General features: G+C 70.0%; 25 protein-coding genes. 7 read left to right on the top strand and 18 right to left on the bottom strand.

All coding sequences use genetic code 11. From position 1 onward, the window contains the following. The first annotated feature begins 35 nt into the window (after positions 1-35). Positions 36-1,214: a VWA domain-containing protein gene (locus tag FM051_RS33895; protein ID WP_238412844.1), complete on the top strand. Its 1,179-nt coding sequence runs from the start codon at positions 36-38 to the stop codon at positions 1,212-1,214. Between the two features lie 58 nt (positions 1,215-1,272). Here the strand turns inward: FM051_RS33895 and FM051_RS33890 are convergent, their stop codons facing one another. After that, positions 1,273-1,737, bottom strand: coding sequence for a hypothetical protein (locus tag FM051_RS33890; RefSeq protein WP_158850608.1), 465 nt, complete (start codon positions 1,735-1,737; stop codon positions 1,273-1,275). 60 nt (positions 1,738-1,797) lie between these two features. Beyond that, positions 1,798-2,271 (bottom strand): hypothetical protein, encoded by a 474-nt coding sequence (locus tag FM051_RS33885; protein WP_238412843.1) that lies wholly within the window; start codon positions 2,269-2,271, stop codon positions 1,798-1,800. 259 nt (positions 2,272-2,530) lie between these two features. On the opposite strand from FM051_RS33885, the gene FM051_RS33880 reads away from it, so the two are divergent. Both FM051_RS33880 and FM051_RS33875 read left to right on the top strand, forming a co-directional pair. After that, the gene (locus FM051_RS33880) at positions 2,531-3,289 is read left to right on the top strand and encodes a DUF2470 domain-containing protein (RefSeq protein ID WP_158850606.1); all 759 of its coding nucleotides are present in this window, start codon (positions 2,531-2,533) and stop codon (positions 3,287-3,289) included. Between the two features lie 42 nt (positions 3,290-3,331). Next, positions 3,332-4,102 (top strand): CPBP family intramembrane glutamic endopeptidase, encoded by a 771-nt coding sequence (locus tag FM051_RS33875; protein ID WP_238412842.1) that lies wholly within the window; start codon positions 3,332-3,334, stop codon positions 4,100-4,102. An 86-nt stretch (positions 4,103-4,188) separates the two neighbouring features. Here the strand turns inward: FM051_RS33875 and FM051_RS33870 are convergent, their stop codons facing one another. Beyond that, positions 4,189-6,252, bottom strand: a complete 2,064-nt coding sequence (locus FM051_RS33870) for a caspase, EACC1-associated type (protein ID WP_158850604.1) — start codon at positions 6,250-6,252, stop codon at positions 4,189-4,191. Between the two features lies 1 nt (position 6,253). Then, positions 6,254-6,613 carry a hypothetical protein gene (locus FM051_RS33865; RefSeq protein ID WP_158850602.1) on the bottom strand — a complete coding sequence of 120 codons (360 nt, stop codon included), beginning with the start codon at positions 6,611-6,613 and terminating at the stop codon, positions 6,254-6,256. A gap of 199 nt (positions 6,614-6,812) precedes the next feature. Between FM051_RS33865 and FM051_RS33860 the strand changes: the two genes are divergently transcribed. Both FM051_RS33860 and FM051_RS33855 read left to right on the top strand, forming a co-directional pair. Beyond that, complete coding sequence (locus tag FM051_RS33860) at positions 6,813-8,066, top strand: arginine deiminase (protein WP_420803645.1); 1,254 nt, start codon at positions 6,813-6,815, stop codon at positions 8,064-8,066. A 106-nt stretch (positions 8,067-8,172) separates the two neighbouring features. Next, a complete protein-coding gene (locus tag FM051_RS33855; protein ID WP_158850600.1) occupies positions 8,173-8,736 on the top strand; it encodes a ferritin in 564 nt (187 codons plus the stop codon). Between the two features lie 62 nt (positions 8,737-8,798). Here FM051_RS33855 and FM051_RS33850 read toward each other — a convergent pair whose 3' ends face one another. The 6 genes from FM051_RS33850 to FM051_RS33825 form a co-directional block, all read right to left on the bottom strand. Continuing rightward, entirely contained in the window at positions 8,799-9,305 is a 507-nt protein-coding gene (locus FM051_RS33850; protein WP_158850598.1) for a hypothetical protein, read from the bottom strand. Continuing rightward, entirely contained in the window at positions 9,305-9,979 is a 675-nt protein-coding gene (locus tag FM051_RS33845; protein WP_158850596.1) for a hypothetical protein, read from the bottom strand. Before FM051_RS33845 ends, FM051_RS33850 begins: the two co-directional genes overlap by 1 nt. Further along, positions 9,976-10,500 (bottom strand): SigE family RNA polymerase sigma factor, encoded by a 525-nt coding sequence (locus FM051_RS33840; protein WP_158850594.1) that lies wholly within the window; start codon positions 10,498-10,500, stop codon positions 9,976-9,978. The genes FM051_RS33845 and FM051_RS33840 overlap by 4 nt, the downstream gene beginning before the upstream one ends. Before the next feature lie 151 nt (positions 10,501-10,651). After that, positions 10,652-10,975, bottom strand: a complete 324-nt coding sequence (locus FM051_RS33835) for a DUF952 domain-containing protein (protein WP_158850592.1) — start codon at positions 10,973-10,975, stop codon at positions 10,652-10,654. Between the two features lie 60 nt (positions 10,976-11,035). After that, positions 11,036-12,007, bottom strand: a complete 972-nt coding sequence (locus FM051_RS33830; RefSeq protein WP_158850590.1) for a DUF5926 family protein — start codon at positions 12,005-12,007, stop codon at positions 11,036-11,038. Between the two features lie 15 nt (positions 12,008-12,022). After that, complete coding sequence (locus tag FM051_RS33825) at positions 12,023-12,730, bottom strand: glycerophosphodiester phosphodiesterase family protein (RefSeq protein WP_202919156.1); 708 nt, start codon at positions 12,728-12,730, stop codon at positions 12,023-12,025. 94 nt (positions 12,731-12,824) lie between these two features. Between FM051_RS33825 and FM051_RS33820 the strand changes: the two genes are divergently transcribed. Then, entirely contained in the window at positions 12,825-14,057 is a 1,233-nt protein-coding gene (locus FM051_RS33820; RefSeq protein ID WP_158850586.1) for a cytochrome P450, read from the top strand. A gap of 7 nt (positions 14,058-14,064) precedes the next feature. On the opposite strand, the gene FM051_RS33815 is transcribed toward FM051_RS33820, so the two are convergent. Genes FM051_RS33815 through FM051_RS33805 form a run of 3 tightly spaced genes read right to left on the bottom strand, consistent with a single transcriptional unit; the run spans position 14,065 to position 16,008 of the window. Next, positions 14,065-15,090: a glycerophosphodiester phosphodiesterase gene (locus FM051_RS33815; RefSeq protein ID WP_158850584.1), complete on the bottom strand. Its 1,026-nt coding sequence runs from the start codon at positions 15,088-15,090 to the stop codon at positions 14,065-14,067. Between the two features lie 25 nt (positions 15,091-15,115). Beyond that, positions 15,116-15,283 carry a DUF397 domain-containing protein gene (locus tag FM051_RS33810; RefSeq protein WP_238412841.1) on the bottom strand — a complete coding sequence of 56 codons (168 nt, stop codon included), beginning with the start codon at positions 15,281-15,283 and terminating at the stop codon, positions 15,116-15,118. Beyond that, complete coding sequence (locus FM051_RS33805) at positions 15,205-16,008, bottom strand: Scr1 family TA system antitoxin-like transcriptional regulator (RefSeq protein ID WP_238412840.1); 804 nt, start codon at positions 16,006-16,008, stop codon at positions 15,205-15,207. Before FM051_RS33805 ends, FM051_RS33810 begins: the two co-directional genes overlap by 79 nt. Before the next feature lie 37 nt (positions 16,009-16,045). Here FM051_RS33805 and FM051_RS33800 point away from each other — a divergent pair, with 37 nt between their 5' ends. Continuing rightward, positions 16,046-16,291 (top strand): hypothetical protein, encoded by a 246-nt coding sequence (locus FM051_RS33800; RefSeq protein WP_162470764.1) that lies wholly within the window; start codon positions 16,046-16,048, stop codon positions 16,289-16,291. Positions 16,292-16,364: 73 nt separating this feature from the next. Here FM051_RS33800 and FM051_RS33795 read toward each other — a convergent pair whose 3' ends face one another. From FM051_RS33795 to FM051_RS33775, 5 genes are all read right to left on the bottom strand, one after another. Continuing rightward, positions 16,365-17,273, bottom strand: a complete 909-nt coding sequence (locus FM051_RS33795; protein WP_158850580.1) for a DUF4328 domain-containing protein — start codon at positions 17,271-17,273, stop codon at positions 16,365-16,367. Position 17,274: 1 nt separating this feature from the next. Further along, positions 17,275-17,613: a rhodanese-like domain-containing protein gene (locus FM051_RS33790; protein ID WP_158850578.1), complete on the bottom strand. Its 339-nt coding sequence runs from the start codon at positions 17,611-17,613 to the stop codon at positions 17,275-17,277. Positions 17,614-17,740: 127 nt separating this feature from the next. Beyond that, entirely contained in the window at positions 17,741-19,327 is a 1,587-nt protein-coding gene (locus FM051_RS33785; RefSeq protein WP_158850576.1) for a solute symporter family protein, read from the bottom strand. After that, positions 19,324-19,674, bottom strand: coding sequence for a DUF485 domain-containing protein (locus tag FM051_RS33780; RefSeq protein ID WP_158850574.1), 351 nt, complete (start codon positions 19,672-19,674; stop codon positions 19,324-19,326). Before FM051_RS33780 ends, FM051_RS33785 begins: the two co-directional genes overlap by 4 nt. 405 nt (positions 19,675-20,079) lie before the next feature. Beyond that, entirely contained in the window at positions 20,080-21,849 is a 1,770-nt protein-coding gene (locus FM051_RS33775; protein WP_420803647.1) for a sodium/solute symporter, read from the bottom strand. Positions 21,850-21,853 lie beyond the last annotated feature (4 nt).

Raw genomic sequence — 21,853 nt, 5'->3', positions numbered from 1 at the left:
AATTGGGCCACGGCTTACCGGGAGGGGGTGTTCGCGTGACGCACGACATCGCGGCCGAGCGGCAGCGGCGGTGGAGGTTGTTGCTGGGTGGGGCGGCCGGGGATCTGGGGCCGCTCGGAGAGGACGACCAGCGGCGGGATGCCGCGTTGACCGGGTTGTACGGCGGTGGCGGTGAGGACGCGCCTGCCGGCGGGGGCAAGCGGAGTGCCGGGCTCGGCGGGTCGTCACCGGTGCTGCACCGGTGGCTGGGCGATGTCCGGACGTACTTCCCCAGTTCGGTCGTGCAGGTGATGCAGAGGGACGCGGTCGAGCGGTTGGGGCTGCGTCAGCTCCTGTTGGAACCGGAACTGCTGTCCGGTGTCGAACCGGACGTGAGCCTGGTCGGCACGCTGGTCTCGCTGTCGCGCGCCATCCCGGAACGCACCCGCGAGACCGCCCGCGCGGTGGTGCGGAAGGTGGTCGAGGACATCGAGCGCAAGCTCGCCGACCGGCTGCTGGCCGCCGTGCACGGCGCGATCGACCGGTCCCGGCGCACGAGCAGGCCACGCCTGTCCGATGTGGACTGGAATCGCACGATCCGGAAGAACCTCCGGCACTACCAGCCCGACCAGCGCACGGTCGTCGTGCAGGACCTGGTCGGCAACAGCCGGCGCAGCAGGCAGGCCTCGCTACGGGACGTGATCCTGCTGGTCGACCAGTCCGGGTCGATGGCCGAGTCGGTCGTGTACTCGGCGGTGTTGGGTGCGTCGCTCGCCTCGTTGAAGGCGGTCGACACGAAGCTGGTCGTGTTCGACACCGAGGTGGTCGACCTGACCGAGCAGCTGAAGGACCCGGTCGACCTGCTGTTCGCCACCCAACTGGGTGGCGGCACGGACATCAACCGGGCCGTGGCGTACGGCCAGTCGTTGGTCCGCCGGCCGACCGACACGGTGATGGTGCTGATCAGCGACCTGTACGAGGGCGGTGTGGCGCGCGAGTTGCAACGGCGCGTGCGGGAGTTGGTGCAGAGCGGGGTGACGGTCGTCGTCCTGCTGGCGTTGTCCGACAGCGGCACGCCCGCCTACGACCACGAACTGGCCGCCAGGTTGTCCGAGTTGGGCGCGCCCGCGTTCGCCTGCACGCCCGACCGGTTCCCGGACCTGCTGGCGACGGCGTTGCGGCGGGAGGACGTCGCCGCGTGGGCCGAGCAGAGCGGCATCCCGGTGGGACGCTGACCGGTGGGACGCTGACCGGTGAAACGCTGAAGAAGCCCGAGCCCGGAGTGGGCGAGGCTCACCGGATGACCACCCGTCCGAGGGTCAGGAACGGCGCGCCCCGGGTCAGCACCGCTGTCCGGCCGCGCGGGTCGGGCCCGGCCAGCCACACCCGCCCACCGCGCCGGATGTTCTCGCGCACCCGCTCCGGGATCTCGGACAGCCGCAGGAACGTGCGGTCCGATCCGTCCGTCTCCAGGTACGTCTGCCGCCCGACCCGCGTGCGCCCCGGCACGAAGTGCACCGACACGGCGTGCCGGGGATAGGTCGCCAGCAACCGCCGCAGGCTGCGCCGCGAGCAGAAGTGCCGCAACCCGGGCACCGCGAACTCGACGCACAACGGCGTCAGCACGAACACCCAGCGCGACCCGATCCACTCCGACACCAGCCACAGCACCAGGAACGCCAGCAGCGCGAGCACGATGTACCCGACCGCGCGGCGATCCGCACTGGTCAGGCACTTGTCCACCCAAGCCTCACCCACCACTGCTCCCAGCAAACCAGAAGTCCACCCCGTGGGTAGCCAAAAAGATGATCACCAAACTCAGCGGCGCACGACCTTCGCCGGGAACAGCTTCGGCACGCCACGGAACGTCACCACGGTGTTCCCCCCACTGTCGGGTGACACCACCCATGCGCGCCGGTGTCGGCTGATCCGCCCCCGTACGACGGGACCGGCGCTGACGTCCAGCACGAGGGGCCGGACGCCGTGCACGACGAGCCGTCCCCCGCGCCAGTGGATGCGCACGTAAACCCACGCGTGATCGCCCATGACCCGGGTGAACGGCTGCCGCCGGGTGAGCCCGAACCCGAGGACCAGCACGGAGAACAGCAGCAGCAAGAGCGGCAAGGCGGACGACACCGCGAACACGAAGATCAACGCGAGCTGCAGCACGAACGCGAGCGCGCCGAGGACGACCCACCCGAACGCCCGTCGACTGGCGATCTCCAGGCAGTACTGCGTCCACACGTCGTCGAGCGCCGCACCTTCGGTGGACGGCTTGTTCGGCACGACCACGAGCCACCTCCACCAGGCGAGCCCAGATCGAGCCCAGATTACGACGAATGCGCACCCCGCTGGAATCGGCCAACCGGTCCGATCCGCCGCGCTCGACCGTCCCACTCATCACCCGACCCCGCTCGGCGTGCCGCTTGCGGACGCCCTAACCTGCGGGAACGATTCCGACGTGCGGGGAATCGTGACCGGAAGACCGGTCGTGGGACTACCGCCGCCGGGCTCCGCCAAGTTAGGCTGCCCTAAGTTGGGAGGTGAGCGGTTGAACGAGACACGTCGACCGCCGGCACCGCATCCGGCGGAGCGGGCACGCACCATCGCCGCCCGGGGTGGTCGTGCGGCCCTGTTGCCGTCCGACGGCACGGAGAACCGGATCACCCCGGTGCTGCACCACGTCCACCGGCACGGTGACGCGACCATCGTGCTGCCGGACGATCACCCGCTGGTCGAGGCCGCCCGCCGGACCGAGCTGACCGCCATGCTGGAACTCGCCGACCAGGCGCCCGTCCAGCTGCGCGAACCGGTCCGCGGCCTGCTCTGGATCACCGGCTGGCTGCGCACGCTCGACCCCGCGGAAGCCCGCGAGGCCACCCTCCGGGTCGCCGAAACGCGCCCGGACCCGCGACTGCTCGACGTCGGGCACGGCGCGTCCGCGCTCAGGCTGTTCCCCGCCTCGCTGGTGGTGGCCGACGCCGAGGGCACCACGTCGCTGCGGCCCGAGCTGTTCGCGCAGGCTGAGCCGGACCCGTTCGCCGCGTACGAGGACCACTGGCTGCGCCACCTGGAGCTGTCGCACCGGGACGTGGTCGGCCTGCTCGCGAAGCACCTGCCGGACGACCTGAAGGGCGGTCACGTCCGGCCGCTCGGCCTGGACCGGTTCGGCCTGCGGCTGCGGGTGGAGATGTCGGACGAGGACCACGACGTGCGCATCGCGTTCTCCCACCCGGTGAGCACGTCGCAGGAGCTGGCCGTCGAGCTGCGTCGCCTGATGGGCTGCCCGTTCCTGGCGCAACGCCGTTGACGAGCGCGCGGCCGTCGACGAGCGCGCGGTTAACGTAATGGGGTGATCGAAGCCCAGGACCTCGACGCCCCGTCCCGCCGCGGCTACCAGCTGGAACTGCTGCTCGTCTTCGCCGTGACGCTCGGGCTGTCCGGGGCGCGGAGCCTGGTGCGGCTGCTGGACAGCCTGCTCCAGCCGGTGCCGCTGAACGAGCAGAAGGTCGCGATCAACGTCCCGCAGGCGCGGTTCGACCTGCTCGACCTGATCGCGCAGCTGCTGAGCGTCGTGCAGCTCGCCGCGTGGGGCGGGCTCGGCCTGTACCTGCTGTGGCGCGGCGGCATCAGGCTGAAGGCGCTGGGGCTGGACCGCACCCGGATCGGCCCGGACGCGCTGGGCAGCCTCGGCCTGGCCGCCGTGATCGGCATCCCCGGGCTGATCTTCTACCTGGTCGCGTGGAACCTGGGCCTGAACCTGGCCGTGCTGCCGTCCACGTTGGACCAGTCGTGGTGGCGCAGTGTCGTGCTGATCCTCTCCGCCGTGGGCAACGCGTGGGCGGAGGAGGTGCTGGTCGTCGGGTACTTCATCACCCGGCTCAAGCAGCTCGGCTGGCGCGACAACACGGCGTTGCTGGCCAGCGCGGTGCTGCGCGGTTCGTACCACCTGTACCAGGGGTTCGGCGGGTTCGTCGGGAACCTGGTGATGGGCCTGGTGTTCGGCAAGGTGTGGCAGCGCACGAACCGGCTGTGGGTGCTGGTCGTCGCGCATGCGCTGCTCGACGTGGTCGCGTTCGTCGGCTACACGGCGTTGCGCGGCCACGTGTCCTGGTTGCCGTGACGCAGTTCTCGCGAGGTATCCGCCGCTCATCCGTGGTCCCGGACACCTCGTGCGCCAGGCGACTCCCACGCTGTCGGACTCCCACGCTAACCGACCAGCAGGAAGCGTGACGCGGTACCGGCGGCGGCGTTGACCACCACACGTGCCACGCCCGCCGAGTCGAGCAACGACGGGTCGAGGTCTTCGACGGTGAGCGCCGCGTTCTCCGCGACCAGGCGCGCCGGTTCCGCGAACGCGGCGGCGAACGCCTGCCAGCCCGCGATCTCCTCGAGTGTGCCGACGGCATCGGCGGCCAGTCGCGCGCCAACCTCGGCCAGCCCGACTCCGCCACCGCGTAAGACGCCCTCGTACGCCGCACTGCGCACGGCACGCACAGCGCGCTCCACTTTGGCGATTTCCGAAGCCCCTGCCCGGATGAGACCGGCGGGCCCACCACCGACCGACGTACGCCCGACGAACACCACGGTCTCGCGTTCGGTCACCACGATCTTCTTCGCCCGCCCGTACGACCGCAGCTTCGCCGACAGCAGCAGGTCCGCGTCCAGAACCGTGCCGCCCACCGCACGTTGGAGCTGGTTCAACCCATCCTCGTCGACGACGACCGCGATCACAGGCCGCTGAGCCTCCAGCAGCTCGGCAAGCGCCTCGTGCGGCAACTCCTCGCACACCACGAGCAGGTCTCCGGGGACGTTCTTGATCGCTTCGCCGACTGTCTCGGGCAGGTGTCCGCTCACCAGCAACACCCCCGGATTCACCAGGACCGCCTCGCGCCGCGCCGCGTCGATCACGAACAGGCTGGACGCGTAGCCGCGATCGAACCGCACGCCGCGGCCGATCTCGTGCTCCAGGCCGAACCCCTTGCTCTCCTCCACGAGGATCGGCCCGCGCCGCCCGGTCACTCCGACCACGTCCCGGACCAGAGCACCGATCTCCCTATCGCCCGACGCGGCCGTGGCCAACCCCTCCACCGCCCGCATCTTCAGCGGCACGGCCGCCTCCGCGATCAACTCCACGGCACGGGCGGCAGCCGCCCGCACCCCACGCATCAGGCGCACCGGGTTGTGGCCGTCCCGCATCGCCTCGATCAGCCCGCCGATCGCCGCGCGCGCCACGGCCACCGCCGAAGCCGCGCCGTCACCGGCGTCCCGCCGCACCTCCCGCACCAGGTCCCGCACGTACTCCGCACCGAGCGAGTCGCGCGGGTCGTCGGGCTGGAGCGCCGAAGCGATCGCCGACGCGTCGGACAGCTCCACCGGCCGCCGGTCCACGAACACCACGGCCCGCCGTCCCATCGGCCCCAACGTCCGGCACACCGGTTCGGCGGCGGCCCGGAAACCACGCGCCACCAGCAGTTGCCCGGACGTGTAGGAGGCCGTGCGCCGCAACCGCCGACCCGGCGCACCACCGGCCCGCGCGATCCTCAGCGGCGTGGACGACCCGTGCGCGAAGAACTGCGGCGTCTGATCAGGACGCCTGCCGCGCACCTCGCCCTGCGCGTACTTGAACAGCTCGTCGACGTCGATCCACCCGTCGCCGTCGAGGTCGGCGTTCCCGCTGGCCAGGCCCTCGATCAGCACGTCGGTGAACAGCGACGCCCGCGGTGCGTCCAGGGACAACGAGTCCTGCTCGAACGCGTACTCGTAGGCGTTGGACGCGGTCATCACCACGTACCCGGTGCCGACGTCGTCCAGCACGGCGTCGTCCAGCACGGCGATGTCGGAGGCCGCCTTGAACCCCTCCACGAACGCGCCGCTGAAGCAGCAGTCGAGCAGCAGCAACCGCCCGGACGCGCGGCAGTCCTCCAACTGCTCGTTGAGGAACGAACGCGGGATGGCGGTGCCGGCGGGCCGGTCCTGCACGGTGTTGGACGCGGCGAAGTACAGCCGACGCGCGGGCGTGGTGAGGCCGTGGCACGAGAAGTACAGCAGCACCAGGTCTTCGGCCTCCCGCGCGGCGAGCACCTCCTCGACCGCACGGCGGATCTCGTAGTCGGTCTTGTCCCGCAGCACCTCGACCGACGTGAACCCGCCGACGTCCGGGTCCTCCAGCACGGCGGCGAGCCGTTCCACGTCCTGCTCGGGGGCGCGCAGCCTGCTCAGCCGGACGTCCTCGTACTCGCCGGTGGCGACCAGGAGGGCGTACCGACCCACGTCACCCCTCGCTCTCGTGCTCGCGCAGCCACTTCTCCACCAGGGCCTTCTGCGAGCGCGCGTCCACGCCCTCGACGGTGATCTCGTCGTCACCGGTCTTGATCGTCACCTTGCGCGCGCTGCCGCGCTGCACGAACGACGTGACCACGGACGCGACGGCGGCGGCCACGGCGGCGGGCAGGGCGCCGTTGAGGACGAGTTCGGCGATGGTGGCGCCCGCGCCGCTCTTGGAGCCGCTCGGCGCCTCGGCGGGTGCGGGACGGGCATCGGCCTTGGCGGCCCTGACCAGCTCTTGGAGCAGCTGGCTCGTCGCCGAGGTGGCTCGGCCCGGCGCGTCGATGAACAAGCGGAAGTCCGCCACTGATCCTCCCCTGTAGAACACGATCATCCCGCAACGGCATGGCCGGACCGGCAGTCCACGTGACAACGCAACGTTCAAACGCCCAACACCGCCAATCACACAACGAATCGTCATTCCGGAGCGGCCACACGATCGAGCTTCGCTGGAATAGGCCACTCTGAGCTGCTGAAATAACCGGTCTCGGGTTACTCTCGGTCCCGTGACTGCGCACATAGCCCAGACCGCGTCCACGTCCGCCGACGGCGTGCCGGCACCGGCGCCCAGAGTCGACAGCGAAGTCGGTCCGCTGCGCACGGTGCTGCTGCACCGGCCCGGCGCCGAGCTCAAGCGGCTCACCCCGCGCAACAACGACCAGCTGCTGTTCGACGGCGTGCCGTGGGTCGACCGCGCCCAGGAGGAGCACGACGCGTTCGCCGAGCTGCTGCGCGGTCGGGGCGTCGAGGTGCTGTTGCTGTCGGACCTGCTGGTCGCGGCGCTGCACGACGACCGGGCCCGGATCGCGGGCATCCACAGCGCGGTCAACGAACGGCGGCTGGGCATCGACCTGGCCGACGCGTTGCGCTCGCACCTCGCGTCGATCAGCCCGGACCAGCTGGCCACCGCGCTGATGACCGGCATGACGTTCGAGGAGCTGCCCGCGGCCGAGGGCGCGTCGCTGGTGCGCAAGATGCACCACCCGATCGACTTCGCCGTCGCCCCGCTGCCGAACCTGCTGTTCACCCGCGACTCGTCGGTGTGGGTCGGCGACCGGGTGGCGATCACGTCGCTGGCGCTGCCCGCCCGCGAGCGGGAGACGGCGCTGACCGACCTGATCTACGCCTACCACCCGCGGTTCCGCAAGACGGGTCGCGCGTACGGGGCGCACTCCGCGCCGGTCGAGGGCGGTGACGTGCTGCTGCTCGCGCCGGGCGTGCTGGCGATCGGCGTCGGCGAGCGGACCACGCCGGCGGGCGCCGAGTCGTTCGCCCGGTCCGCGCTGGCCGACGGCCTGGCGCACACCGTGCTGGCGGTGCCCATCACGCAGGAGCGGGCGACCATGCACCTGGACACGGTGTGCACGATGGTCGACCGGGACGCCGTGGTGATGTACCCGGCGGTGCGGGACAACCTGTTCGCCTTCCCGGTCCGGTCGGACGGTGCGGGCGGCGTCGTGGTCGACGACCGGCGTCCGTTCCTGGAGGCGGCGGCCGACGCGATGGGCATCGAGAAGCTGCGCGTGATCGACACCGGGCTGGACCCGGTGACCGCGGAACGCGAGCAGTGGGACGACGGCAACAACACGCTGGCCGTCGGGCCCGGTCTCGTCGTGGCCTACGAGCGGAACGTGGAGACCAACGCGCGCCTGGAGGACGCGGGCGTCGAGGTGATCCGGATCAGCGGCTCGGAACTGGGTTCGGGCCGGGGCGGGCCGCGCTGCATGTCCTGCCCGATCGACCGCGCCCCACTCGTGTGAAATACGCCGGGAAAGGGTTGCCTAAGCTTTCTTCGGTAACCCTTTCCTTGGCTTCGATAGCCTTACCTGAAATGCATTAAACCGCACATTCGGTTATTCTCGAAGCATGGCGGTCAACCTGAAGAAGATTTCTCCCGCGCGTGCTTCGAAGTTCCACGACCTGCTCCAGCAGCAGGTCCGCAACGAGTTCACGGCCTCGCAGCAGTACGTGGCCGTCGCGGTCTGGTACGACGCCAATGACCTCCCGCGGCTCGCTTCGCACTTCTACAAGCAGGCCTTGGAAGAGCGCAACCACGCGATGATGATCGTGCGTTACCTGATGGACACCGGCCTCCCGGCGGCCATTCCGGGTGTGGACGACGTGCGCAACGACTTCGCCGGTCCGCGCGAGCCGGTCGCGCTCGCGCTGGAGCAGGAGAAGACGGTCACCGCCCAGATCGTGGCCCTCGCCAAGGCCGCCCGCGACGAGGGCGACTACCTCGGCGAGCAGTTCCTCCAGTGGTTCCTCAAGGAGCAGGTGGAGGAGGTCGCGTCGATGAGCACGCTGCTCACCGTGATCGACCGCGCCGACGGGAACTTGTTCCACGTGGAGAACTTCCTCATCCGCGAGAGCGTGGGCGAGGAGGGCTCCGACCCGACCGCGCCCAGGGTCGCCGGCGGCGCCCTGTAGAACGGCGCGATCCGGAACGCCCGTCCGCACGAGTGGCGGCGGGCGTTCCGGCCTTTCCGGGGCTAGGTCAGGCAGCCCCGGTCGACCTTGGTCAGGCTGATGCCGGTGAGCGTGTCGCCCGCGTTCTGGAAGATGAACTTGTACCGGGTGTCGGCGTCCAACTCCTGGATGAACCCGTGCGGGTTCTGCGACACGTCCGGGTAGACCTCGTGCATGCGCGCCCGCGAGTCGCCGATGCGCAGGTTCTCGGGCGTGCGGGCGTTCGACTCGACCCGGATCTCCACCGCGACGCCGTCCTCGATGCCGATCCAGCCCCGCACGGCCTTCAGCTCGTAGACCGGGCACGAGAACTCCAGCCCGTCCACCCGGTCGCCGACCTCGCCGGTGGCCTGGAGTTCCGGCAACGCCATGTCCAGCCGCACCGCGCCGATACCGCGGGAGTCGATCACCGGCGAGTTGTCCACCTCGACCGTCTCGCTGACCGTGATCGTGGTGGGCGGCGTGGCCGGCCGGGGGGCCGGGTCGCACGCGGTCAGCAGGAGCAGCGCCGCGATCACCACCCGTTTCATCAGTCCCCCAAGTCGCAGTCGGAGCCGGTCGACTCCATCCGCACGGCCGACACCTTCCCAGCGTTGTCCAGCGGGAACGTGTACCGCCACTCGGGCGGGCCGGACATGCCGACGGTGAGCCGGTCGCCGTGCCGCTCGGCCTTCGGGTACCGGGCCAGCACGTCGTCCACCGAGGACCCCACGCCCACCCCGGACGGCGTCACGGCCATCGGCGGCAGCTCGATCCGCACGACGGTGCCGTCGTCCGGGGACACCACGACGCGGTCGCCCGGCATGTGGGCCAACCTGTAGCTCGTGCACTTGTCGGGACCGGTCCGGATGGGCATGAGCTGGGGGTTCGAAGCCCGGACCTCCTCACCGGTCATGCCCAGCCGGTAGGTGGCGTAACCGTTGGGCTCCACCACCGGCCGGGGCACGGTCACCGTCACCGTCTCGACCACCGCGGACGGGGCGGGACCCGCCGGTTCGCTGACCAGCCTCCCGACCCCGTTCACCGCGACACCGCCCGCCACCAGCGCGGTCAACGCGAACGTCGCCGCCACCGCGACCCGCGCCCGCCGCCGGCGACGTGCGCCCTCCACGATCGTCTCGGCCGCGTCCGGCGGTGCGGGCAGGTCGAGGCGCTCGTCGGCGAACAGCTCCCGCAGCCGGTCGTCCAGTTCCACCGTCGTCACCCCTCCTCCAGCCTCTTGCGCAACGTCGCCATCGCCCTGCTGTTCTGGCTCTTCACGGTTCCCGGCGAGATGCCGAGGGTGGCCGCGATCTCCAGCTCCGACAGACCCTCGTAGAACCGCAGCACGACCACCGCCCGCTGCCGGGGCGGCAGGGAGCGCAGCGCCTGCCACAGCGGCTCGTGCTCCAGCCGGTCGACCCCCGATTCGCCGATGGCGTCCGGCAGGTCGGGGACAAGCCTCTCCCGCCGGTGTCTGCGCCACCAGCTGATGTGCGTGTTCGCCATCGACCGCCGCGCGTACGCCAGCGGCTCGAACCCCTTGCGCGTCAGCGACGCCCACCGCGAGCCCAGCTTCTCCAGCACGGTCTGCACCAGGTCGGCGGCGTCGTGCTGGTTGCCGGTCAACGCGTGGCCGTACCGCAGCAGCGTGGGCAGCGACATCCGGACGAACTCCCCGAAATCCGCCCGGACGTCGACGTCGACATCCACGTCCACCCACTCGACCGGCAAGACCGCCGTCACCTCGTTGCCCCCCTTCCCGCGACCTCCCGACCGCCGTCGAGGTGTTCACGCGCGAAGGGGGTCGTCGGTTGTCGCCGGCAAGGTCACGAATCGGGCAACGTCACGGCACAGGCAGCGGCACAGCACAGGCCACGTCACGGCACGCGCAACGTCACAGCACGGGCAGCGGCCGGAACGCGCCGTCGGCGTCCGGGGTGAACTCGTGCACGGCCACCACCGCGTCGGCCGGGATCGGCCCGTAGACGTGCGGGAACCACGGGCCGTCCTCGGTCTCCCCCGGCTCCCACAGCACCGGCAGGCCTTCCGGGTCGACCACCAGCAGCACGAGGTCGTGCCGGTTCGGGTACAGGCGGTTGGCGGGCAGGTGCACGGTGCCGGGGTCCGAGCAGTGCACGAACCCGTCCGGGTCGAGCGGGATCGCGCCGTCCTCGCGGGCACGCCTCCAGTCGGCCTTGGGGCTGATCCGCAGGATCACTCCGCCTCCTAGTTGTCCACAGGAGCCTGTGGACAAAGCTGGGGATACCTGTGGACAGCTTCAGCGCAGGGTGATCTGCCGCCCCCGCAGGCCGTCCCGCGAACGCCGCTCCGGCTCGGTCAGCGGTTCGGTGTCGAGGCTGGTCAGAGCATCCTGCAAACGCTTGCTCAACGCCTCCGCGCCGGGCGCCCACTCGCTGGAGTGCAGCTCGCGGTCCAGGTCCCACACCGGCACGAGCAGGCCGTGCGCGCGGAACGAGCCCGCGTACCGGGAGCCCTCGCCGAGGTCCAGCTCACCGCGCACGGACAGCCGGGCGAGCGCCGCGAGCAGCGTCTCCTCCGGCTCGGGGCGGACCCAGCGCAGGTGCGCCTTGTCGCCCGCGTCGACCCAGTAGGCGGCCTCCACACCGGGCGCTTCCACGCGTTCGGTGGGCAGGATGGCGGCGTTGGCGCGTTCCAGGGACAGCGCGACGTCGCCGGTGGGCTCGTTGTCCGGCGGCAGCCACCACGCGAAGTCGGGGTGCAGCTCGGGGCTCAACGCGGCCTCGGGGTCGAGCAGGTCCTGGAGCCGGCCGGGGTTCGCGCCGTCGTCCGGCCCGACGACCGCGAGGGCGTCACCGGTCTCGGCGGTCAGCGCCCACTGCACGGCGCGGGCCAGGTCGCGGCTGAGGTCGCCGGACCGGGTCTGCACCTGGAGGCCGACGAACGCGGTGCCGTCCGCGCGGATCAGGCCGGCGGCGGCCATCGGCAGCACGGTGGCGAGGATGATCGGACGGGTGCCGTCTGTCGTCTGATTGTCGGCTCCGCCGACGGCGAGCGGCAGCTTCACCGTCGCCGACGGCACGAACTCGCGCAGCGCGATCAGCTCGGCCTCGGCGGCCAAGCCCTCGAACGGGCGGGAGACGATCACGTCCGCCGCACCGCCCGCCGCACCGTGGCACGCCTTGTAGCGCTTGCCGGAGCCGCACGGGCACGGCTGCCGCGGGTTGACGCCGTCCGCCGGCTTGCTCTTCACGGCCGTCCGCTTCGCCACCGCGCCTCCTCGGTCTCAGGGCTGATCGGGCGTCAAGTTATCCGCAAGGTGCCCGCGCGTTTCGTCCGGGTTGTTGGTGGCGAGGAACCGGACGCCGCGCTCACGGCACAACGCTATGTCGGCCGGAGCGTCCGCGGTCCACGTGTAGACACCCTGCCCCCGGTCCGGGTGACGCCTGAGCAGGTGAACGCCCGGTCCCGCGTAATCCGCGAAACGGGGTCGGGTCTTGGGCCACAGGCGGTCGTAGAGCAGGACCGTCGGCACCTCGGGCTTGAGCTTCTTGAACCGGTGCACGGCGAACACGGAGAACGACATCATCACCACGTCGACCCGGTGCCGGTCCAGCTGCCCGGCGAGCGTGCGCTCCACCAGGCTCCCGTACCGGACGGGGTGCTTGGTCTCGATGAACAACCGCGTGCCGTGGTCGGCCGCCAACCCGAGCAACGCCTCCAGCGTCAGCACCTCGGCCGGCTCGCCGCCGTGCCAGCTGCCGAAGTCGTGCCGCCGCAGTTCGTCCAGCGTCATCGCGCTGACCACGCCCGATCCGCCGCTGGTGCGGTCGATCGTGCGGTCGTGCAGGCACACGAGGTGCCCGTCCTTGGTGAGCCGCACGTCGCACTCCAGCCCGTCCGCGCCCTGTCGCAGGGCCAGCTCGTACGCGGCGAGGGTGTGCTCGGGGCGGCGGGTGGACGCACCGCGGTGGGCGACGACTTCAGGTGACACGACTGGGAATGCTCCTGGTGGAGTACGGATCGGGTCAACTCGACTACGCCATGTCACAGCTCGGGTGAATATTTGCCACAACAACCACACCCGGATGGACGTGAGCATCCACGAAGACCTACCGTCCGTGACCGTGACCTCCTTCGACCAGCACGATCCGGCCTTCATCGCCGATCCCTACGCCGCGTTCGCCGCGATGCGCGCGCAAGGCGAGGTGCACTGGCACGAGGAGATGGGCATCGCGCTGGCGGTGTCGCACGCGGCGGCGTCGGCCGTGCTCAGGCACCGGTCGCTCGGCCGGATCTGGACCGACGCGAAGCCGATCGAGCGGTTCACCTCGTTCAACCTGCTGCACCGCAACTCCCTGCTGGAGAACGAGCCGCCCACGCACAGCCGCCTGCGCAGGCTCGTCGCCGCCGCGTTCGGCCGCGGTCACGTGGAGCGGTTGCGGCCGTGGATCGCGGACCTGGCGGACCGGCTGGTGGACGAGCTGGTGGCCAAGATCTCCTCGGAGGGGCAGGCGGACCTGCTGTCCCACGTGGCCGCACCGCTGCCGGTCGAGGTGATCGCCGAGCTGTTGGGCGTGCCCGCGGCGGACCGTGCACTGCTCCAGCCGTGGTCCAACGCCATCGTGAAGATGTACGAGTACGGGTTGGCCGAGGAGAAGCAGGCGGCGGCCGAGCACGCGGCCACGGAGTTCGTCGCGTACCTGCGGGAGCTGGTGGCGCTGCGGCGCACGTCGCCGGGTCGTGATCTGGTGTCCGACCTGGTCGCGGTGACGGACGCGGACGGCGCGAAGCTGACCGAGGACGAGCTGGTGGCGACGGCGGTGCTGCTGCTCATGGCCGGTCACGAGGCGACGGTCAACGTCATCGGCAACGGCGTGCAGGCGTTGATGAACCACCCGTCCGAGTGGCGGCGGTTGGTGAACGACCACGCTCTGCTGCCCACGGCGGTGGAAGAGCTGATCCGCTACGACTCGCCGTTGCAGCTGTTCGAACGCACCGCCACCGAGGCCGTCACCATCGCCGGCCACACCGTCGAGCCAGGCCAGAAGATCGCCGCGCTGCTCGGCGCGGCGGCCCGCGACCCCGAGGTCTTCACCGACCCGGACACCTTCGACATCGCCCGCAACCCCAACCCCCACCTCGGCTTCGGCATGGGCATCCACTACTGCCTGGGCGCGCCGCTGGCCCGCATCGAGGTGGAGGCGGCCCTGTCGTCACTGGCCCGCAAACTGCCGGGCGCGGAACTGGCCGCCGAACCCCGCCGCCGAGCCGAGTTCGTCATCCGAGGCCTCCACGACCTACCGCTCACGAGCGCGTAGTCCCTGGCTATCGCTTGATCGTGTACTTCTTCGGCAGTTTGAAGCCGCGCTCGGCCATGACGGTGCGGAGGCGGTCCGGGTAGTCGGTGATGATGCCGTCCACGCCGTCGTCGATGAGCTTGTGCATGGTGGCGGGGTCGTTGACGGTCCACGGGACGACCTTCAGGCCGTGTGCGTGTGCCTCGTCCACCAGGGCTTTCGTGGTGAAGGGGACGTAGTTCGGGTCGCCGACCTTGCCGTTCTGCGGGTTGCCGTGGACCGGGGAGAGGGCGGAGGCGCCGAAGCTCTTCACGGCCTTGACGACGCTGCCGCCGAAGTCCTCCAGCTTGAGGCCGCCCGTCCAAGGGGAGCCGGGGCGGAGGAATTCCGGTTGGGTGAGGGCGACCAGCGGGAGGCGCGGTTCGGCCTTGCGCCACAGCATCAGGGTGCCCCAGTCGAACGACTGGACGGTGACGTTGCGGTAGAAGCCGGACTTGCGGATCTCGCGGGCGGTGACCTCCACGAACTGCTCGCGGGGTGCGGTCTCGTGCGGTGCGGCGGCTTCGACCTTGGTCTCGATGTTGAACTTGACGTTGAAGGCGCGGTAGCGACGGGCCAGGGCGAACACCTCGGCCAGGGTCGGCATCTTCGCGCCAGGCGAGAGTTCCTGGTCCGGGTACTGGGACCAGCGCCGCGAACCGCAGTCCAGGGTCCTGACCTGGGCGAACGTCAGGTCCTTCACGTACTTGCCCGCGTAGGGGAACGCCGGGTCGCCGGGGACGGCGGGTGCCGTGTCGACGCACTTCGCGGGGTTCGTCTTGCGGTCGTGGGTGACGACTTCGCGGCCGTCCTTGGTGATCTGGACGTCCAGTTCGAGGGTCGTGACGCCCAGTTCGAGAGCCTTGGCGAACGCCGCCAACGTGCTCTCGACGGTCAGCCCGATCCCGCCCCGGTGGGCCTGGAGGTCGAACTTCCGGTCACCACCGCCGCCGTGCGCATTCGCCACGCCTGGGAGCAGGACAGAAAGAACCAAAGCTGCCGCAAGTGCCCGCATGGGGTTTCACGTTGGCACGCAGTCGTCAGGAGCCCAACTGCCGCAAGAAGAACGACCATTGAACAGCGGGAAACGCGAGCGTTGCGGCGTCCGGGTTCTTCGAGTCCCGGACGGCTACGGCGGGACCGGTGAACGCGACTTCGACGCAGTTGGTGTTGCTGGCCCCACCACTACGGCTGCTCTTCCGCCACACGGCACCGGAGAGGTCCACAGTGGACACAGCCATCGCCTCTTCCACTCGGCCAGGACCCGTTCAACCAGCGCAATCGACTCCTCCGGGCTCAACGCTCGGGAAGCCAAGTGCTCGAACATGAGTTCAGCTTCCCGGAGCCCCTGCTCATCCTCGATGTGCACCGCGCCGGCCATGTCCTCGATGATCGCGTGCAGCCGAAGCGGGTCGTCCGGGTCGGTCAATCGCTGTTGCCGGATCCGGCGGACGCGGATGTCGTTCTCCAACCACCGCTTGGTCCGCTTCAGCCGGTGCGCCTCGAACATGGCCCGCACGTAGCCCGTCGTTTGGAGCAGACCAGGAATGATCAGCGGCGAAAGGTCCCGCACATCGGAGGACTCGGTTTCGACGTCGATGTAGCCCTGGTTCTCGATGCCGAAGGTGGTCCACCAACCGGGTTCACGGGCTCGCAGTGCCTGGTCGAGGAGCTCGGGGTCGTACTGGTCGTAGAGGTCCATCATCGACTTGGCGAGGTGGACGTCCAGGATCGTCTCGCCCTTCTCCAGTCGGTGGAGGGTGGACTTGGTCCGGTAGAGGGCTTTGGCGGCGTCATCGAGGGTCATCTTGGCTTTGGCCCGCATCCGGGCGAGCTTCTTCCCCAACCGACGGCGGCGGAACGGTGGCGGAGTGGGCACAGGGCAGCATGATCCGCCGGGACGCGTGAAACCGGGATTCCCGCCGCGCTTCACCGCATGGAGTGGATCTCCCGGCGGGACAGTCGGTCCCGTGGAAGCGAACCTTTTCAGCCTGGTGGACCAGACCGACCGCAACCGGATCTTCGCGTGGGGCATGGAGGTCATCGAGGAGGAGACGACGAACGCGATCACCTACCGGCGTGATCCCGACACGGGTAAGACGTTCATCGGGCAGCACGCCTCCGCCGAATCGGCCCTCAACCGCTACGGCAGGCGTGTTCCCCTGGCGCTCGTCTGGGATTACGAGGACCGGGACTTCGAGGATCAACCCGCGTGACCTCCACGCCACCGTCTGCGCCTGATCCTGCGCGGTCGGGCTCCCGGAACAGGCGGGGTGGACGGCTCCGCGGCTAGCGCGGGGAGCCTGAGGTGCGGACGGGGCGCAGGGTGGGCGGCGGGGCGTCTTTCACGTCCACGACCCTCATGCGGCGGATGGCGCCCGCGTCCACCGGGAGCAGCAAGGTGGTGATGCGGCGGACCACGACGGCCGTCAGGATCGCCACGGCGGCGGCCAGTAGGTCCGCGAGTGCGTGGAAGAGGACGCCGTCTGCCAGGGCCTGGACGCTGGAGCGGAACGACCACACGAACGTGAACAGGGTGAACACGCCGGTGAACGCCCACAGGGCCCACCACCAGCGGATGAGCTTGGAGGGCTTGGGGCGGGTGGTGGCTGGTTCGCGCAGCGCGGCGTGTTCCAGCTCTGCCAGCACCGAACCCGGGACCACCAGGTTCACGCCCGGGATCACCAGGCTGATCAGGACCTCGCGGTCCGACCTGGACGGGCCGTAGCCGGCTTCGGCGGCGGCCGCGTTCCTGGCCCGGCGCAGCCACAGGAGGGTGAAGACCAGGGCCGTCGCGGACGCCACGACGGTCACCACCGACGAGGCCACGACCATCGCGTCCGACACGCCCACCGTGGTCGAGGAGAGGGCGCCGTAGCGGCTCAGCAGCAGCAGCACGTAACGCCAGATCTCGCTGCCCGCGGCCCACACGGCGGTGAGCGCGGCCAGGCCCAGGGCGTGCGAGGCGGTCCTGGCCAGGCGTTGGGCCTGGTCGACCGTGTCGGCGGGCTGGTCGTGCTCCATCGCCACGGACGTGGGCCAGCGCCACGCCAGCAGCGGGAAGCCCCAGCGCGGTGGCACCGGGTACGACGGCGGGCCGGTGTAGCCGCGCTTCGGCGCACCCGGGCGACGGTGCGGGTAGGCGCCGGGTGGCGGGGTCGCCACCCAGTCCACGCGCATCGGTCGCAGCACTGCCATGTCAGATGACCTCGGGCTCCGCGCCCTCGACCTCTCCGACCAGCGGACGGCCTGCCGCCGACCACAGCTGCATGCCGCCGTCGACGTTCGTCGCGTCCCAGCCGTTGGCGTTCAGGTACTGCGTGACCCGCGCGGAACGGCCGCCGGAGCGGCACACGACGTAGAACTCGCTGTCGCCCGGAAGGTCGCCCAGCCTGCCCGCCAGCTCGCTCATCGGGATGTGCAGGGCGCCCGGGGCGTGGCCCGCCGCCCACTCGTCGGCCTCGCGGACGTCGAGCAGCACTTTGCCCGCCGGCAGGTCCGCCGGCACCTCGGACACTTCAACGCTGGGAACGGTCACGGGTCCATGCTGCCACGTGGGTCATAAACCGGGGATAAGGAGCACGCCGACCGCCTTCCCGGAGGTGGACAGTTCCTCAACGGGATGGCGGCCGGCGTGGTTCCCCAGCGGAATGGACTGATGACCCTTAGTGGGCGACAGCCTTCTCGGCGCCGACGCCGGTGAGCGCCCGCACCTCCATCTCCGCGTACTTCTCCTTGTCGTCCTCCTTCGACATCACCGTGCCGATGTAACCGAGGATGAACGCCACCGGGATCGACACGATGCCCGGGTTGGACAGCGGGAACAGGTCGAAGTCCGCGGTCGGGAACATCGACGTCGCCTTGCCGGACACCGCGGGCGACAGCACGATCAGCGTGATCGTCACCGCGAGACCGCCGTAGATGCTCCACAGCGCGCCGGAGGTGTTGAACCGCTTCCAGAACAGCGAGTACAGGATGGTCGGCAGGTTCGCCGACGCCGCCACCGCGAACGCGAGGGCCACCAGGAACGCGATGTTCTGGCCGTTGGCCGCGATGCCGCCGACGATCGACACGATGCCGATCACGATCGCGGTCCGCCGGGCGACCTTGACCTCGGCGTCCTTGTCCTCCGCCTCACCCTTCTTGATGATGTTGGCGTAGATGTCGTGCGCGAACGACGCCGACGCGGTGATCGTCAACCCGGCCACCACGGCGAGGATCGTGGCGAACGCGACCGCCGCGATCAGGCCGAGCAGCAGCGGTCCGCCGAGCGCCTCGGCGAGCAGCGGAGCCGCCGAGTTCGCCTTGCCGGGTGCCGCGTTGATCTTGTCGGGGCCGACGAGCGCCGCCGCGCCGTAGCCCAGGACCAGCGTGAACAGGTAGAACAGGCCGATCAACCAGATCGCCCAGACCACCGAGCGACGTGCTTCCTTGGCGGTCGGCACGGTGTAGAAGCGCATCAGGATGTGCGGCAGACCGGCCGTGCCCAGCACCAGCGCGAGGGCCAGCGACAGGAAGTCCAGCTTCGACGTGCCGGTCGCGCCGTACTGCAGACCCGGACCGAGCAGCTTCTCGCCGGCCTTGGGCGCGTTGTCCACGGCCGCGCCGAGCAGGGTGGACAGGTTCAGGCCGTACTTGGCGAGCACCCAAACCGTCATCACGCCCGCGCCGACGATCAGCAGGACCGCCTTGATGATCTGCACCCAGGTGGTGCCCTTCATGCCGCCGATGAGCACGTAGGCGATCATCAGCGCGCCGACCACGACGATCACGACGGCCTGGCCGCCCTTGCCGGTGATGCCCAGCAGGAGCGCGACGAGACCGCCGGCGCCCGCCATCTGGGCCAGCAGGTAGAAGAACGACACGGCCATCGTCGACGTGGCCGCCGCCGCGCGGACGGGGCGCTGCCGCATCCGGAACGCGAGCACGTCGCCCATCGTGTACTTGCCGGTGTTGCGCAGCAGTTCGGCGACCAGCAGCAGCGCGACGAGCCACGCCACCAGGAAGCCGATCGAGTACAGGAAGCCGTCGTAGCCGTTGACCGCGATGGCGCCCGCGATGCCGAGGAACGACGCGGCGGACAGGTAGTCACCCGCGATCGCGATGCCGTTCTGGGGCCCGGTGAACGCGCGGCCCGCGGCGAGGTAGTCGGCGGCCGTCTTGGTGTTGCGGCTGGCCCGGATGACGACGACCAGGGTTGCCGCGACGAAGATGCCGAAGATGCCGATGTTGAGCAGGGCGTTGCCGTTCACGCTTGACCCCCTTCCAGCTCGTTGCGGAGCTTCTCCGCCTTGGGGTCGAGGTTCTTGTTCGCGTGCCGCACGTACAGCGTGGTGATGGCGAACGTCGAGACGAACTGGAGCAGGCCGAGGATCAGGCCGACGTTGATGTTTCCGATGACCTTCGTCGACATGAAGCCGTGGGCGTAGTCGGCGAGGAGCACGTACATCAGGTACCAAGCCAGGAAGAGGCCGGCCATGGGGAACACGAAACTGCGCAGCCGGCGGCGGAGCTCCCGGAAATCGGGGCTGTCCTGCACTTCGACCCAGTCGTGACTGCCCTGGGCTTCGGCTGGGGTGTGCTGCTCAGAGGTGCTCACGGTCCCCTCCTCGCGTACTTGACGACGGTGTGAACGGCACGTAAGTCCTCCTGGTGCGTTCCTGATACGCCGTGCACCGTAGGGAGACCCGGCTCACGCCTGAAAGACCTTTCGGGTTGCCGTGCGCTCAACAGTCGAGTGATGCGATGAGCGGTAGGAATGCTGAGACGAGCAGCCACTCGGGTGATCGAAATCACCGGTAACCGGATCGGTGTGCTTATCTTCACCCGATCGAGATCTATCTCCGCCCACAGATACCAAGTGACCGGACCGAACGGGTTCCGCCCTGGTCAACGAGGGTGAAGCGTGGTGGTAACGCCGGTGGGCGGTCCGGATCTCCACCGGAAAGCCTAGCCGCGACTGTGCCTGAAGTCACAGCCTTGCGACCACTCGGACCAACGGACCTCAGGACGCCGGCGGTGACGGCGGAGTGCCGTCGCGGTACTTGCCGTCTTCGAGACGCGCCTTCTCCTCCGCCGTCCCGAACCGCTGCACGTCCCGGTCCCGCATGAACCCCAGCGGGTCGGGCGCGTGGAACCGGAGCAGGATCTGGTTGACGTCGTCGGGCTTGCGGCGCGCGGTCAGCCTGCTGATCATCACCATGGTCAGGAACGCCACCGGCACGGTCACCAGCGCCGGCTGCGAGAACACCGACGGCGCCCACCGCCCGGTGTACGAGCTGACCACCATGACCACCTGCGCCCCGATCACCAGCCCGCCGCCGACCACCAGCCCGGCCATCGCGCCGACCCACGTCAGCCCGCGCCACCAGATCCCCAGCAGCAGCAACGGGCAGAACGTCGACGCCGCCAGCGCGAACGACATCGCCACCGTCAACGACGCGTCGGACGTCGGCAGCACCAGCGCCAGCCCGATCGCCCCCGCGCCGGTCAACACCGTCGCCCACCGGAAATCACGCACCTTGCCCGGCAGGATGTCCGTCGACACCACCCCGGCCACCGACACGACCAGCCCCGACGACGTGGACAGGAACGCCGCGAACGCGCCCGCCGCCACGATCGCGCCCAGCACCTGCCCCAGCAGGTTCGGCTGCATCGTGCTCGGCAGCAGCAGCACCGCCGCGTCCGTCTTCCCCGTCGCCAGCAACTGCGGCAGGTACTGCCGCGAGATCACGCCCAGCACGGTCGGGAACAGGTAGAACAACCCCAGCAGGTACAGCACGTGCAACGCCGTGCGCCGCGCCGCCCGCCCGTCCGGGTTCGTGTAGAACCGCACCAGCACGTGCGGCAGCCCCATGGTCCCCAGGAACGTCGCGAAGATCAGCGAGTACGTCTCGAACAGCCCCGACAGCCCTTCGGTCTGGGGCCGCAGCCAGTCGTGGTTGGACGTCGGCGAACCCTCGACCACCGGCACCGGCGAGCCCGCCTTGAACCACAGCTTCGTCTCCGCCCCCACCTCGTACAGGCGGGGCGTCCAGTACACCGCGCCGTTGACGCGCGACCCGTCGATCTGCCCGCTCGCGGACAGCTCCATCGCCACGTCGACCCGCACCCGCACCGGGTCGACCGTCATCACCTCCACGTCCTCGGGGAACCGCAGCACACCGGCCGAGTCCACCGGCTGCGCGCCGTTGCCCGGCCCGGCCAGGAAGATCGTGAACAGCACGAACGTCGGCGCGGCGATCGCGAAGAGCTTGCCCCAGTACTGGAACGCCTGCACCAATGTGATCGCGCGCATCCCGCCGCCGAGGACGTTCACCACCACGATCACGGTCACCACCGCGCCGCCCAGCCACACGGGCAGGCCGGTGATCGTGTTCAACGTCAACCCGGCCGACTGCAACTGCGGCACCAGGTACAGCACGCCGATGCAGATCACGAAGAACGTGCAGAACTTCCGCAGGTTCGACGACCCCAGCCGCGCCTCGGCGAAGTCCGGCAACGTGTACGCGCCGGACCGCCGCAGCGGCGCGGCCACGAACAGCATCATCGCCAGGTACCCGGCGGTGAAGCCGATCGGGTACCACAGGGCGTCGATGCCGTCCTTCAGCACGAGCCCCGCCACGCCCAGGAACGACGCCGCGGACAGGTACTCGCCGGAGATCGCGGCGGCGTTGCGGGTCGCCGGCACGGCGCGGCGGGCCACCAGGAAGTCGGGCGTCGTGTTCGCCCGGCGGGAACCCACGTAGCCCAACAGGAACGTCAGCACCGCCATCACG

The organism is Saccharothrix deserti, from assembly GCF_009769385.1.
GTDB lineage: Bacteria > Actinomycetota > Actinomycetes > Mycobacteriales > Pseudonocardiaceae > Actinosynnema > Actinosynnema deserti.
This window is presented reverse-complemented; position numbering and strand designations above follow the sequence as displayed.